This is a genomic window from Nocardioides xinjiangensis (assembly GCF_017916385.1).
Taxonomy (GTDB): Bacteria; Actinomycetota; Actinomycetes; order Propionibacteriales; family Nocardioidaceae; genus Nocardioides; species Nocardioides xinjiangensis.
In genome coordinates this window covers 695234-709289 of record NZ_JAFMSW010000001.1, presented here as the reverse complement: position 1 = coordinate 709289, position 14056 = coordinate 695234, and the positions used below count along the sequence as shown (strand labels likewise).

The following is a 14056-nucleotide window of genomic DNA, read 5'->3' as shown; positions in this document are numbered from 1 at the left end:
TTGGTCCGGTGCCCGCCGAGACCTCGCAGACGCTCGACCGGGGCCTGCGGGTGCTGCGGGTGCTCGCGGAGAGCCCGGAGGGCCTGACCGTCACCGAGCTGTCGCACCGCCTCGAGGTGAACCGCACGGTCGTGTACCGGTTGATCAGCACGCTGGAGCAGCACGGGCTGGTCCGCCGCGACGCCCGGTCCCGGCTCTTCGTCGGGCTCGGCGTGCTGCACCTGGCCAGCGGCGTCCAGCCGCTGCTGCGCGACCTCGCGATGCCGGTGCTGCGCCAGCTGGCCGAGGCCCTCGGCTCGACGGCGCACCTCACGGTCGCCGACGGCGACGAGGCGCTGGCGCTGGCGGTCGTCGAGCCGACGTGGACCGACTTCCACGTGTCCTACCGGGTCGGGGCGCGTCACCCGCTCACGCAGGGCGCTGCCGGCAAGGCGATCGGCCTGCGCGAGGTGGAGGACACGGCGTACGCCGTCACGAGCGGCGAGCTGCAGTCCGGTGCCCGCGGGCTGGCCGCCCCGGTGCGCGGCGTCGACGGCCTGCGGGCGAGCGTGGGGATCGTGACGCTCGACGGGGCGATCGACGAGGAGGTGGTCGCGCCGCAGGTGATCGCCGCGGCGGCGGCCGTCGCCGACCGGCTCCGGTGAGTCGGCGGTCCACCCCCACGGGGGATTGACGTGCCGGTGCCCGGGCGCGCTGACTGAGGAGGACCAACCCCCCGTCAGCAAGGAGCACCCGCATGACTGTCCGTATCGGTCGGCTCGCGGTCGCCGGCCTCGCGACCGCCGCACTCCTGGCCCCCGCGCTGCCCGCCTCCGCCATCGTCGGCGGCGCCCCCGACGCAGGGGAGCACCCCTACGTCGGCCAGCTGCTGTTCTACGTCCCGGACGCCGTCGACCCGCGGTTCGACGACCCGGGCGGCTGGTTCAACTGCACCGGCACCCTCATCGACGCCGACACGGTCGTGACCGCAGGACACTGCACGTACGCCGTCGGCGTGGAAGGCGAGGCCCCGGCGGACCCGCTGCAGGGCGGCACCGACGTCTGGTTCTCGGTGGAGGAGGCGCCCGACTACTCGATCCTCGACCCGAGCGCGGGCTACGTGCCCGACCGCAACGCCGAGCGGTACGCCGACTGGTCGGCCGCGCTCGACGCCAGTCCCACGTGGCACGAGGCGAGCGCGACGTACACCCACCCGGAGTACGTCGACGCGGCGTTCCTCCTGCACGACCTCGGCGTCGTGGAGCTCAGCGAGCCGATCGTGCTGCCCGAGTACGGGTCCCTCCCGGAGGAGGACTACCTCGACCGCTATGCCGGCAGCGACCGGCAGCGCGGGCTGTTCGAGAGCGTCGGCTACGGGCTCGAGGACAGCGGGCCGAAGTTCTCGTTCGGCGGGGACACCCGGCGCAAGGCCGACCGCAAGCTGGTCAGCCTCCGCGGGGCCTACGGCTACCGCGACATCGCGGTGATGTTCTCCCACCGCGGCGGCGGGACGACCGGCGGCACCTGCTTCGGTGACTCCGGCGGACCGACGTTCGACATCACCACCCCGGAGATCGCCGACGAGAACATCATCGTCGCCGTGACGTCGTTCGGGATGAACTACAACTGCAACGCCAGCGGCAGCTATCGCATCGACCAGCCCGACGACCTCGCGTTCCTCGCCGACCCGGCGGGCGCCTACGGGTCCTGACGCTCCGGCGCGGGCCGCACGGCGGCCCGCGCCAGGGGCACCACCCGGTAGGGGATCTGCGTCGCCAGCGCGATGACGGTGGTGGAGCGGTCGATGCCCGGGTCGGTCAGCACCAGGTCGATCACCCGCTGGAGGTCGGCGTTGGAACGGGCGACGACCCTCGCCCACATGTCGCCCGCGCCGGTGATCGTGTAGGCCTCGAGCACCTCGGGGATCGCCTCGAGGTGCGCGGCGACGGCGTCGTGCCCGCCGCGCTGGGCCGAGCCCTGCCGGATCTCGAGGGTGAGGAAGGCGGTCACCGGAAAGCCGATCGCCTCCGGTGAGAGGTCGGGACCCCAGCCGGTGATCACCCCGGCCGCGGCGAGCTTGTCGAGGCGGGCCTGCACCGTCCCGCGGGCGATGCCGAGCCGGCGGCTCGCCTCCAGCACGCCGAGCCTGGGCTCGCTGGCGAACAGGTCGATCACCTTGCCGTCGATCTCGTCCATGACCAGCCCTCCTGTTGTGCAATCTGCCCAACGTTTCGTCGTACTGTTGCACACCTTGCCCGGGCGTTGGGAGGCTGAGCCGCATGACGACTGACATCGCCTCGACCGGTGGCGCCCTGACCGTGGACGAGATGAAGGCCGACCTGTCCCTCGAGCAGCTGCGGCAGCTCGTCGGGCTCGTGGAGTACGACGCCGACGCCGACCCGTTCCCGGTGACGGGGTGGGACGCCATCTGCTTCGTGGTCGGCAACGCGACGCAGGCGGCCCACTACTACGCCTCGGCGTGGGGCATGGACCTCATCGCCTACTCGGGTCCGGAGAACGGCAACCGCGACCACAAGTCGTTCGTGCTGAAGTCCGGCTCGATCAAGTTCGTCGTCAGCGGCGCCGTGTCGCCCGACAGCGACCTGATCGCCCACCACGCCCGGCACGGCGACGGCGTCGTCGACATCGCGCTCGAGGTCCCCGACGTCGACCAGTGCATCGCCCAGGCCCGGAGGGCCGGCGCGACGGTGCTCCGCGAGCCGGAGACCGTCAGCGACGAGCGCGGCTCGGTCCGCATCGCCGCGATCGCGACGTACGGCGAGACCCGGCACACGCTCGTGCAGCGCACGGTCGACGGCGTGACGTACGCCGGCCCGTACCTGCCCGGCTACGTGGCCGTCGAGCCGCGCTGGCAGAAGCGCGAGGGTCAGCCCAAGCGGCTGTTCCAGGCCCTCGACCACATCGTCGGCAACGTCGAGCTGGGCCGGATGGACGAGTGGGTCGGCTTCTACAACCGGGTCATGGGCTTCGTGAACATGGCCGAGTTCATCGGCGACGACATCGCCACCGACTACTCCGCCCTCATGTCGAAGGTCGTCGCCAACGGCAACCACCGGGTGAAGTTCCCGCTCAACGAGCCGGCGGTGGCGAAGAAGAAGTCGCAGATCGACGAGTACCTGGAGTTCTACCGCGGTCCCGGCGCCCAGCACCTCGCGCTCGCCACCGGCGACATCATCGCCACCGTCGATGCGCTGCGCGCGAACGGCGTGGAGTTCCTCAACACCCCGGACTCCTACTACTCCGACCCCGAGCTGCGCGCCCGCATCGGCGAGGTGCGCGTGCCCATCGAGGAGCTGCAGAAGCGCGGCATCCTCGTCGACCGTGACGAGGACGGCTACCTGCTCCAGATCTTCACCAAGCCCCTGGGCGACCGGCCGACGGTGTTCTTCGAGCTGATCGAGCGCCACGGCTCGCTCGGCTTCGGCAAGGGCAACTTCAAGGCGCTCTTCGAGGCGATCGAGCGCGAGCAGGAGAAGCGCGGGAACCTCTGACGTACGCCGGGTGTCCGGGGCGGCTCCCCGGCCTCCGTCGGGCCGACTTGCCGAGGGTTCTGCGAACTTCCGGTGGCGTGCAGACCCCTGGATGTTCGCAATCCCCCGCTTGAGCGGGGGATTGCCGGACCTCACCCCGCGTCCATGGCACCAGCGGTGCGTGAGGCACGTTCTGCGGCCGCAGAACCTGCCTCACTCACCGCTCGGTCGCGCTCTGGCAGGCTGGGGCCATGATGATCCGCCCGGCCGAGCTCGCAGCGATCAAGGCCGGCACCATCGACCTCGCGTTCCGCCGGTGGGCCAGGCCGCGCGTCGTGGTCGGCACCCGGATGCGCACCGCGGTCGGCGTCGTCGAGGTGACCTCGCTCGAGCAGGTCAGCGTGTCCGGCCTGCGCGCGGAGGACGCCCGCCGGGCCGGCGCCCCCTCGCTCACGGCGCTCAAGGAGGCGCTCGCGGCCCGCTCGTCCGAGCCCGCGTGGCGGATCGGGCTGACGTACGCCGGTCCCGACCCGCGCGAGGCGCTGCGCGAGTCCGTGCCGGACGCCGACGAGATCGCGGCCATCAACGCACGCCTCGACCGGCTCGACGCGGCGTCCCCGCACGGACCGTGGACGCGCGAGACGCTCGACCTGATCGACCTGAACCCGACGGTCCGCGCACCCGACCTGGCCGCGCGTGCGGGTCGGGAGACGGCCGACTTCAAGAAGGACGTCCGCAAGCTCAAGGAGCTGGGGCTCACCGAGTCCCTCGCCATCGGCTACCTGCTCTCGCCGCGCGGCGAGGCCGTCGTCGACGCCGGGCTGCCGGCGCCTCGCGACCGGGCGCCGCGGCAGGACGGGACCCCGCTGCCGCGCACCATCGGCGCGCCGGCCACCCGCGCGCTCCGCGAGGCGGGGGTGAGCACCCTCGAGGACCTGACGTCGTACTCCGCCGACCATTCGCCGCCATGCACGGCGTCGGCCCGATCGCCCTCACCCGGCTGGGCGAGGCGATGGCCGAGCGCGGCCTCGCCTACGCGGGGGAGTAGCGCCCGCCGGGGCGCTCAGTGGGCGATGAGCCCCACGCCGAGCGTGCCCATCACGACGGCGATGGCCGAGTCCAGCACGCGCCACGCGTGCGGGCGGGCGAACAGGCCGCGCAGCAGCCGGGCGCCGTAGCCGAGGCCGAAGAACCACGCGAGGCTCGCGGCCAGCGTGCCGGCGAGGAACCACCAGCGGTCGGGGCCGAAGCTGTTGGCGACCGTGCCGAGCATCAGCACGGCGTCGAGGTAGAAGTGCGGGTTCAGCCAGGTCAGTGCCAGCGTCACGAGCACGGCCCGGCCCGGGGTGAGGGCCGTGCCCTCGCCGGCCTCGAGCGCGCCCGGCCGCCACGCCCGCATCGCGGCGTGCACGCCGAAGGCGATCAGGTACAGCCCGCCGAGCAGCTGGGCGACGGGCAGCGCCGCGGGCCACCGCTCGAGCACGACGCCGAGTCCTGCGACGCCGGCGGTGATGGCGACCACGTCGGAGACCAGGCACGTCAGCACGATGGGCAGCACCTGCTCGCCGCGGATCCCCTGGCGCAGGAGGAACGCGTTCTGCGCGCCGATGGCGACGATGAGGGCGAGCCCGGTGACGAGACCGGTGAGTGCGACCTGGATCATGCAGATCACGCTAGATCGCGTTCGATCTGTAATCCAGCGAAGGATTCTGAGGAATCATTAGGATCTCTGAGTATGAGAGACCTCACCCAGCTCGATCCCGTGGCGCTGCGCACACTGGCGGTCGCGGTGCGGCTCGGCACCTTCGAGGCGGCCGCCCGCGAGCTGCACGTCACGCCCTCCGCCGTGAGCCAGCGCATCAAGGCCCTCGAGACGCGGGTCGGACGCGTCCTGCTCCACCGGGTCAAGCCGCTCGAGCCCACGGAGGCGGGCCTCGTCCTGGTCCGGCTCGCCACGCAGACCGAGCTGCTGGAGCGGGAGGCGGTCGCCGAGCTCGTCGAGGAGGACGACAGCGGCGGCACGTCCTACGCCTCGCTGCCCATCGCGGTCAATGCCGACGCGCTCTACGGCTGGTTCGTCGACGCGCTGGCCGAGGTGCAGTCGCGTCACCGCGTGGTCTTCGAGGTCGTGCGCGAGGACCACACCCGCACGGCGGAGCGGTTGCGGCGCGGCGAGGTGGTGGCCGCGATCACCGGCGAGCCGAAGCCGGTGCCCGGCTGCCGGGTCGTGCGGCTCGGCCGGCTGAGGTACGCCGCGGTCGCCACGCGCGACTTCCACGCCGAGCACTTCGCCGACGGGGTCGGGTCGGCCACCCTAGCCGAGGCGCCGCTCGTGGCCTTCGACCGCAACGACTCCCTCCAGCACGACTTCGTCCGTCGCGTCACGCGGCGCCACCTCACGCCGCCGGTGACGTACGTGCCGTCGGTGCGCGAGTTCGACCGCGCGATCCGCGTGGGGATGGGGTGGGGGCTGCTCCCGGAGTCGGACGTCGTCGACGAGCTGGCGCGCGGCGACCTCGTCGAGCTGGTCCCCGGGCGCCGTCCGGAGGTGCCGCTGTACTGGCAGCACTGGCGGCTCGGGTCGTCGCTGGTCGGGGACCTCACCGACGCCGTGGTCGGCGCCGCGCGGCGCTGGATGGCGGGCTGAGGGGTGCCGACGAGATCCCCGATTCCCCGGACAGGCGCCCGAGGCCGACCCTAGGCTGCCCGCGAGATCGAGCACGGAGCTCGTCACGACCCTATCGAGGCACCTGTGGCACGACGTCGCAACGCACCCTGGTTCTCCGCCCTCAGCGCTGGTCTCCTGCTCGCCCTCGTCGGCTGCGGCGGCTCCGGCACGGCCGCCTCCACCCAGGACGAGCACGTCGTCATGGAGGACGAGCGGCTCGACGCCCTCGTGGCCCAGGTCGAGAAGATGGGCCTCGTGGAGTGGCACGGCCAGCTGCTCACCAAGAACCCCGACAACGGTGGCAAGCGCATCTTCGACCTCGACGGCCGCTTCAGCCCCTCCACGGGGTACAGCGAGCTCTCGATGGACTCCGCGATCGACGGCAACCTCCAGCAGGTGGACTACCTCGTCGTCGCGGGGCGCACCTACTTCAACAGCGAGGCGTGGGGCCCCAACGCCGCGGAGTGCTGGGCCGACATCACCGACGACCCGGCTCGCAGCTGGGGGCTGCCGACCGACCTCGACCCGACCTGGCCGGTGACGGCGGCGCGGGCGGTCCGCGTCGCGGGCGAGGGCGTGGCGGTGGGCGTGCCCGCCAAGGCCGTGCTCACCGGGATGCCGCGCGGCCTGTTCCCGACCGTGCCTCCGGCGCTGAACGGCGTCGAGGCCAGGGCGGTGGTGACCCCGCACGGCCACCTGCTCGAGGTCGGCGTCGACGTGCTCACCATGTGGTCCCAGGTTCCCCGGGCCGAGCTCGCCGCCATCCAGACCCGCAAGGCGGGCTGGTGGGCGATGACGATGAAGGAGTCGCAGAACGAGGCGGCCATCGTCCCGCCCAAGTTCGTCTTCGATCCCGCGGTGACGCCGCCCAGCCAGTGCAAGCGGGGCTGAGCGCGCCTACGTTCCTCCCCATGCCCACCTACGTCGCCTTCCTCCGCGCCATCAACCTCGGCGCAAAGCGGAAGTTCCCCAAGGACGCCATCAAGGCGGCGACCGAGGCGGCCGGCGGGACCGACGTGGAGACCTACATCAACACCGGCAACGTGCGCCTGACCCACCCGGCCGGCTCGGTCGCCGAGGTCCAGGCGGCGCTGGAGGAGGCGTACGCCGACGCCGCCGGGTTCGAGGTGGACACGGTCGTCCTCACCACCGACGAGCTGGCCGCCGTCACCGCCCGGGCCGAGGAGCTGCACGCCGAGCACGACCCGGCGGGCCAGCACTACGTCACCCTCTACTCCGCGGCCCCGAGCGCGGCGGCCGTCGAGGCCGTCCACGCGCTCGAGCACGAGGGCGAGACGGTCGTCGTCGACGGGCGGGCCGCCTACGTCCTGCTCGACGGCGACATCCACACCTCGAAGGTGCTGTCGTCCAAGCAGTTCGCGGCCCTGGGCAAGGGCACCGCGCGCACGGTCAAGGTGCTGCGCACCGTCACCGGGAAGTGGTGCTGAGCCGGGGTCCTCAGGCGAGCTCCACGCCCGCGCCGGCGAGGTCGGTCAGCGCCGCGGCCGTGGTCTCCTCCGCGACCCCCGCGCAGAGCGCGGTGAGCACGCGGGTCACGAAGCCCTCCCCGGCGCTGTCGAGGGCCGTCGCGCGGACGCAGTGGTCGGTGGCGATCCCGCAGACGTCGACGTCCTCCACCCCGCGCGCACGCAGCCAGTCGGCCAGCGCCTCGCCGCCGGACGTACGCCCCTCGAAGCCGGAGTACGCCGCCTGGTGCTCACCCTTGTAGAACACCTCGTCGAAGGGCTGCGGGTCGAGGTTCGGGTGGAACGCGGCGCCCTCCGTGCCGACCTTGCAGTGCACCGGCCAGGACTCGGCGAAGTCCGGCTTGGCCGACCAGTGGGCGCCCGGGTCGACGTGGTGGTCCTTGGTGGCGACCACGACGTCGTAGGCGGGCGCGTCGGTCGCCCCGGAGTGCCAGCGGTGCAGGAGGTCGTTGACGTCGGCGGCGACGCGGGCGCCGCCGGAGACCGGGAGCGACCCGCCCTCGCAGAAGTCGTTCTGGACGTCGACCACGATCAGCGCTCGTGCCATGTCCCGAGACTAGCCGGGAGCGACGGCGGGGCGCACCGGCGCCGAGCGAGGACCCCGGTGGGAGCAGCCCTCCCGCCTCGCGGCGAGCGGGCTGCTCGTGACCGCGGCCCCGAGGGCCGGGTCGGTGCGACGCCGGGGGCATCCCCGTCCACGTCGTCAGCGGCGGGTCGCCGTGACGATGCGGTACTCCCAGTCGCACACCAGGCCGCGGCTCCCCTCGCCGCGGTCGTGGGACTCGGCCAGCGCGACCAGGTCGGCACGGAGCGCGGCGCGCCCCTCCTCGTCCAGCCGGCCGGCCGCGGAGAACGTCGGACCGTAGTAGGTGAGGAACAGGTCGGCGAACGCCGCCGCGTCGGCGAAGCGCTGGCGCACCGTGGCCGTCACCGACCGCACGTCGGTCACGCCGTCGCCCAGCAGGCCGCCGACGACCTCCTCGGTCCCCCACCTGGTGGCGGGCTGCGCCCCGGGCGGCGGTGAGACGTGTGCGCCGACCGTGCGGAGCATGCCGCCGACGAAGCCCTCCGGTGTCCAGCTCGCCAGGCCGATGCGTCCACCGGGGCGGGTGACGCGGACCAGCTCGCGGCCTGCGGCCTCGTGGTCGGCGGCGAACATGACGCCGATGGCGGACAGGACGACGTCGAAGGAGGCGTCGTCGTAGGGCAGGTGCTCGGCGTCGGCCTCGGTGAGCTCGACCGCCAGGTCCTCGGCGGCGGCGCGGCGCCGGGCGATGTCGAGCAGCGCGGGGACGTAGTCGATCCCCACCGCCTCCGCCGAGCGCCGGGCGGCGGCGAGGGCGACGTGACCGGTCCCGGTGGCGACGTCGAGGACGCGGTCCCCGGGTGACACCCCGACGTGGTCGACGAGGTGCTCCGAGACCGGCACCGTGAGGGCGGCGATCTTGTTGTAGTCGCCGCTGCTCCAGACCTTCTGCTGCTTGTCGCGCAGCTCGGCGAGGTCGGGGGCGCCGGTCGTGCCGGTCGGGGTGGTGCTGGTCGTGCTGGTGCTGGTGGTGGTGCTGGTGGTGCTCGTCATGCGGGTTCCTTTCGTGGTGCCGTCCGGCGACTCCTGTGCGCCGGCGACGGACGTGGTGGCCGCCGAGACGTGCTCGAGCCGCAAGCCGGCCCGGGCCACCGCCTCGGTGACCAGGTCGGCCGAGTCCGCCTCGTAGAGCAGGAAGCACGTCTCGTCCTCGGGGACGAAGATCGACCGCAGGTAGCGCACCGCCCGACCCTCGCGGGCGAGGTCGGTGCCGGCCCGCTCCGCGGACGCGGCCTGGCGCCGGGCGGCGGTGTGGTCTCCCTGAGCGACGTACAGCTCGACGAGGTACTCGGCCATGACCACCACGGTGCTCGCTCACCCCGGCCGCCGAAACCGCGGAGGACCCGAGGAATTGGCCCGAGGACAACCCCAGTTGACGGTGGCGGCCGGAGGCCCGGGGGCTGTCGGGCGGCTGTCAGGGTGCCGGTTCGTCGACCGCTGCCAGGCCCTGCGCGAGCTCCATCCGCGACCGGATGCCGAGCTTGCTGTAGGTGTTGCGCAGGTGGAACTCCACGGTGCTCACCGTCACCACCAGGACGCGCGCGATCTCCTTGTTCGACAGGCCGTCGGCGGCGAGGTCGGCCACGCGTCGCTCGGTCGCGGTGAGCCGGCCGCCGCCGGGGCGACGGGCTCCGACCCGCTCGAGCTCGGCGCGCGCAGCCGCGGCCCAGCCCGGGGCGGCCATCTGCTCGTAGAGCCCGACGGCGCACCCCAGGGACTCCCGGGCCGCGCCCCACTTGCGCGACCGGCGCTGGGCGCGCCCGAGCAGGAGCCAGGTGCGGGCGGCGTCGGCCGCCAGCCCGAGCCGGGCGTACGACGCGGCGACGCCGGCGAGGTCGGCGGCCACGTCGTCGGACCAGCCCGAGGCGAGCGCGACCGCGGCTCGACCGCGCCCGCTCGCCAGCCGCGCCCACGGGTGGTCCTGCACGTCGGCCGCCTCGGCCAGCACGTCGACGACCTCGCGCGCGCCCGCAGGGTCGCCGACCTCGACGAGCGCCTCGACGAGGTCGGGGGCCGCGGGGAACGCGCCGGGGTCGAGCACGCCCTCGCGGCGGGTGTGCGCCCAGACCGTGCGCAGGTGCCGGACGGCCTCCTCGGGCCGGTGGTCGAGCAGGGCGGCGACGCCGAGGGCGCGCGTGGCCTCGAGCCAGTCCCACCGGACCCCCATCTCCTCCGCCTGCGCGACCGCGCGGCCGCCCCACTCGCGGGCCCGGGCCGCGTCGCCCCGCCCGGCGGCCAGCAGGCTGCGGCACCGCTCGTACATGGGCCAGTGGAGCAGGCTGCTGTCGAGCGAGGCGGCCCACTCGTCGAGCAGCTCCTCGGCGGCGTCGAGCCGGCCCACGCGCAGCTCCAGCTCGCACAGGTGCAGCCGGGCGAGTGCGTACGGGGACGGCTCGCCGCGCTCGGCGGCGAGCGACCGGAAGGCCTCGAACCGTGCGCGCGCCGGGCCGGGCTCGCCGCGCCACACGTGCTGCTGGCCGGCCACCCGGCCCGGGGTGCGGGCGAGGTAGGTGGAGCCGCTGGCGAGCGCCTCGTAGCGCTCGAGGAGCCCGTCGAGCGGCCGGCCGCGGAGGGCGGAGGTCCACACGCGGGTGTATAGGGCGAGCCGCTGGTCGCCGGCCGACCCGGCGGCGGACGCCGCGACGGCCTCGGCTGCCTTCCGGTCGGCGACCTCGACGTTGCGCACCTCGATGACGGCCTCGTTCTCGGCGAGGTGGCACAGCACGCGCAGCCGCAGGCCGCTGTCGTCGCCGGCCTCGTCCAGCGCCTGCTGGAGGTGGCGGAGGATGTCGTCGTTGCCGTGCACCACGCCGCCGGTGAGCAGCACGTGCGCGCGCACCCGGTCGGCGCGGTCGGGCAGCGACGCGGCGCGGGGGGCGAGGAGCTCGGTGAGCCGGTGCTTGTCCCCGGCCATCTGCAGGAGCTTGGCCAGCACCATGACGCGCGCGGCGTCGGGCTCGCCGACGGGCGTGAGCCGCAGCGCGTGCCCGGCGAGGTCGGCGGCGAGGCGGATCGACCCGCGGGCGGTCGCCCCGCGGACCGCCGCGTCGAGCCGTGCGGCCAGCCGGCGGTCCGGCCCGGTCGCGGCGAGGGCCAGGTGCAGCACCTGTCGCTGGTCGTCGGACACGATGGCCGCCAGGTCGGCGTGCAGGCGTCGTACGTCGTCCGCGGAGGCCGCGCGCCGCGCCGCCTCGGCGAGGAGGGGGTGCGTCGGACGGATCCGGTCGCCCTGCGCCTGGACGACGTGCGCCCGCACGGCCTCCTCGACGGCGTCGGCGCCCGCCAGGGCGGCCACCTGGGCGGTCCGGAGGTCCGCGGCGAGGGCCAGCGCCAGCAGCACCCGGCGTGCGGCCGGGTGCAGGTCGGCGACCCGCAGGCCGAGGAGGTCCTCGACGGCGTCCGGGACGGGCAGGTCGTCGCCGACGAGCTCGGGGTCCCGCCCCGACAGCAGGCGTCCGACCTCGAGGGCGAAGAGCGGGTTGCCGAGCGTGGTGTCGTAGACGCGGCGGAGCAGGTGGTGCGGCAGCCGGAGGCCCAGCCTCGCGGCGAGCAGCTGCCTCGTGCCGCCCAGGCTCAGCGCTCCGACGGTGAGGCTGCCGAGGCGCTCGTCGGGCAGCGCCTGCTCGACGGGCGTCGCGGCGCCCGGTCGCCGGGCGAGCAGCAGGGTCGCGTGGTCCGGCAGGCGGCGCGAGGCGTACGCCAGGGCGAGCTGCGAGGGCGGGTCCAGCCACTGCAGGTCGTCCACCGCGACCAGCACGTGCTCGCGACGCGCCAGCGAGCGGAGCGTCGACAGCAGGGCCAGCGACACCACCTGGTCGGTCGGAGGGTGCTCCCCGGGGTCGGCGCGGTAGAGAGCCACCTCGAGCGCGTGCCTCTGGGGCGGCGGCACGTCGTCGAGGTCCGCGCCGGACACCTCGTCCAGGAGGTCGATCAGCCCGGCGAACGGCAGGCCGGTCTCGGACGCCGAGGCCCGCGCCACGAGCACCCGCATGCCGCGCGCGCTGCCGTGGGCCAGGCCGACCTCCCACAGGCTGGTCTTGCCGACGCCCGGCTCGCCGACGAGCACGAGGGCGCGGACGTCGGCCGGCGCGCGGTCGAGCACGTCGGCGATCACCGCGAGCTCCGGCTCGCGCGCGACGAGACCCATCTCGGCATGATGGCACCTGGCGGCCCGCGGAGCACCCGCCGACCCGGACGGGCGATCCGGACCGCCGGTGCGGACCGACGCTCGGGTCAGCCTCCCTCGAAGACGGTCGGGATCACCGGCTCGCCGGCCGACATCTGGGTGACCGCGCGCGGCAGCTCCGCGAGGGAGGTGCGGTGCCGGGTGCGCGCCTGCTCCAGCGTCGTCCTGCCGACGACCTCGCCGTCGCGCACGAGCGGCATCAGCAGCGGGCGGTCGTCACCGTCGTCGGCCGGGTCCGCGCCGATGCCGACGACCTCCGCCTCGGCCACGCCCGACGCGCTGCGGCGGCGCAGGGCGTACTTGCGGCCGCCGATCGAGCGCTTGTCCGTCGACTTCTTCGCCACCGACACCATCCGGCCGTCGTCGCCCTCGCGCGCGACCAGCTTGTAGACGAAGCCGCAGGTGGGGTGGCCGGACCCGGTGACGAGCTGGGTGCCGACGCCGTAGGCGTCCACCGGGGCGGCGGCCAGGGCGGCGATCGCGTGCTCGTCGAGGTCGCTGGTCACCACGATCCGGGTGCCGGTCGCGCCGAGGGAGTCGAGCTGGGCGCGGACCTCGCGCGCCACCTCGCCGAGGTCGCCGGAGTCCAGCCGCACGGCGCCGAGGCCGGTGCCGGCCACCTCGACCGCGAGCCGCACGGCCTCCGTCACGTCGTAGGTGTCCACGAGCAGGGTGGTGCCGACGCCCAGCGTCTGCACCTGGGCGCGGAACGCGTCGGCCTCGGCGTCGTGCAGCAGCGTGAAGGAGTGCGCGGAGGTGCCCGTCGAGGGGACGCCGTGGCGGGCGCGTGCGGCGAGGTTGCTGGTGGCCTCGAAGCCGGCGACGTACGCTGCCCGCGCCGCGGCGACCGCGGCCTCCTCGTGCGTGCGTCGCGAGCCCATCTCGATGCAGGGCCGGGCGCCCGCCGCGAGCGTCATGCGCGACGCGGCGGAGGCGATCGCGGAGTCGTGGTTGTAGATCGACAGCAGCACCGTCTCGAGGAGCACCGCCTCGGCGAAGGTGCCCTCGACCACGAGCAGGGGGGAGTGGGGGAAGAAGGCCTCGCCCTCGGCGTACCCGTGGATGTCCCCCGAGAAGCGGTAGGACGCCAGCCACTCGAGCATGCCCGGGTCCACCAGGCCCTCGAGCACGGCCAGCGAGGCGGCATCGAAGCGGAAGTCCTCGACGGCGTCGAGGGCCCTCCCGACGCCGGCCACCACGCCGTAGCGGCGACCGCCCGGCAGCCGCCTGGGGAACAGCTCGAAGACCGCGCGCCGGTCAGCCGTGCCGGACTGCCGGGCGGCCTGGACCATGGTGAGCTCGTAGTGGTCGGTCAACAGCGCCGCCGAAGTCGTCACGACCCGTACTGTGCCACGATGGGCCTCGTGTCAGCCGCCAGTCCCGTAGAGGTCGAGCCGACCGTGACTCCCGACGAGATCACCTACCTGGCCAAGCCGTGGGTGACCCTGGTCTGGGACGATCCGGTGAACCTCATGTCCTACGTGTCCTACGTCTTCCAGAAGTACTTCGGCTACGACAAGGCCAAGGCGGAGAAGCTGATGCTCGAGGTGCACACCGAGGGCAGGTCCGTCGTCTCGACGGGCACCCGCGAGGAGATGGAGCGCGACGTGCAGGCGATGCACGAGTACGGCCTCTGGGCGACGATGGAGAAGGCCTGAG

At 74.0% G+C, this 14056-nt stretch carries 14 protein-coding genes; 8 read left to right on the top strand and 6 right to left on the bottom strand.

The window, feature by feature from the left end; genetic code table 11:
- Positions 1 to 8: 8 nt before the first annotated feature.
- Entirely contained in the window at positions 9 to 644 is a 636-nt protein-coding gene (locus tag J3P32_RS03430; RefSeq protein ID WP_210438446.1) for an IclR family transcriptional regulator, read from the top strand.
- A gap of 92 nt (positions 645 to 736) precedes the next feature.
- Positions 737 to 1690, top strand: a complete 954-nt coding sequence (locus tag J3P32_RS03425; protein WP_210438445.1) for a trypsin-like serine protease — start codon at positions 737 to 739, stop codon at positions 1688 to 1690.
- On the opposite strand, the gene J3P32_RS03420 is transcribed toward J3P32_RS03425, so the two are convergent.
- A complete protein-coding gene (locus J3P32_RS03420) occupies positions 1678 to 2175 on the bottom strand; it encodes an Lrp/AsnC family transcriptional regulator (protein WP_210438444.1) in 498 nt (165 codons plus the stop codon). The genes J3P32_RS03425 and J3P32_RS03420 overlap by 13 nt on opposite strands.
- Before the next feature lie 83 nt (positions 2176 to 2258).
- Here J3P32_RS03420 and hppD point away from each other — a divergent pair, with 83 nt between their 5' ends.
- Positions 2259 to 3491, top strand: coding sequence for a 4-hydroxyphenylpyruvate dioxygenase (gene hppD / locus J3P32_RS03415; RefSeq protein WP_246849865.1), 1233 nt, complete (start codon positions 2259 to 2261; stop codon positions 3489 to 3491).
- Between the two features lie 230 nt (positions 3492 to 3721).
- The gene (locus J3P32_RS03410) at positions 3722 to 4648 is read left to right on the top strand and encodes an ASCH domain-containing protein (RefSeq protein ID WP_210438443.1); all 927 of its coding nucleotides are present in this window, start codon (positions 3722 to 3724) and stop codon (positions 4646 to 4648) included.
- On the opposite strand, the gene J3P32_RS03405 is transcribed toward J3P32_RS03410, so the two are convergent.
- Complete coding sequence (locus J3P32_RS03405) at positions 4534 to 5133, bottom strand: LysE/ArgO family amino acid transporter (protein ID WP_210438442.1); 600 nt, start codon at positions 5131 to 5133, stop codon at positions 4534 to 4536. The genes J3P32_RS03410 and J3P32_RS03405 overlap by 115 nt on opposite strands.
- Positions 5134 to 5205: 72 nt before the next feature.
- Between J3P32_RS03405 and J3P32_RS03400 the strand changes: the two genes are divergently transcribed.
- From J3P32_RS03400 to J3P32_RS03390, 3 genes are all read left to right on the top strand, one after another.
- Positions 5206 to 6117, top strand: a complete 912-nt coding sequence (locus J3P32_RS03400) for a LysR family transcriptional regulator ArgP (RefSeq protein WP_210438441.1) — start codon at positions 5206 to 5208, stop codon at positions 6115 to 6117.
- A gap of 105 nt (positions 6118 to 6222) precedes the next feature.
- Positions 6223 to 7029: a hypothetical protein gene (locus J3P32_RS03395; protein WP_210438440.1), complete on the top strand. Its 807-nt coding sequence runs from the start codon at positions 6223 to 6225 to the stop codon at positions 7027 to 7029.
- 20 nt (positions 7030 to 7049) lie between these two features.
- Positions 7050 to 7586, top strand: a complete 537-nt coding sequence (locus J3P32_RS03390) for a DUF1697 domain-containing protein (protein WP_210438439.1) — start codon at positions 7050 to 7052, stop codon at positions 7584 to 7586.
- A 10-nt stretch (positions 7587 to 7596) separates the two neighbouring features.
- Here J3P32_RS03390 and J3P32_RS03385 read toward each other — a convergent pair whose 3' ends face one another.
- The 4 genes from J3P32_RS03385 to J3P32_RS03370 form a co-directional block, all read right to left on the bottom strand.
- Entirely contained in the window at positions 7597 to 8172 is a 576-nt protein-coding gene (locus J3P32_RS03385) for an isochorismatase family protein (protein ID WP_210438438.1), read from the bottom strand.
- A gap of 156 nt (positions 8173 to 8328) precedes the next feature.
- Positions 8329 to 9507, bottom strand: a complete 1179-nt coding sequence (locus tag J3P32_RS03380; RefSeq protein ID WP_210438437.1) for a methyltransferase domain-containing protein — start codon at positions 9505 to 9507, stop codon at positions 8329 to 8331.
- A gap of 118 nt (positions 9508 to 9625) precedes the next feature.
- Positions 9626 to 12358 (bottom strand): helix-turn-helix transcriptional regulator, encoded by a 2733-nt coding sequence (locus tag J3P32_RS18080; protein ID WP_210438436.1) that lies wholly within the window; start codon positions 12356 to 12358, stop codon positions 9626 to 9628.
- Positions 12359 to 12444: 86 nt separating this feature from the next.
- The gene (locus J3P32_RS03370; RefSeq protein ID WP_210438435.1) at positions 12445 to 13734 is read right to left on the bottom strand and encodes a nicotinate phosphoribosyltransferase; all 1290 of its coding nucleotides are present in this window, start codon (positions 13732 to 13734) and stop codon (positions 12445 to 12447) included.
- Positions 13735 to 13752: 18 nt separating this feature from the next.
- Between J3P32_RS03370 and clpS the strand changes: the two genes are divergently transcribed.
- Positions 13753 to 14055 (top strand): ATP-dependent Clp protease adapter ClpS, encoded by a 303-nt coding sequence (clpS, locus tag J3P32_RS03365; RefSeq protein ID WP_210438434.1) that lies wholly within the window; start codon positions 13753 to 13755, stop codon positions 14053 to 14055.
- Position 14056: the final 1 nt, after the last annotated feature.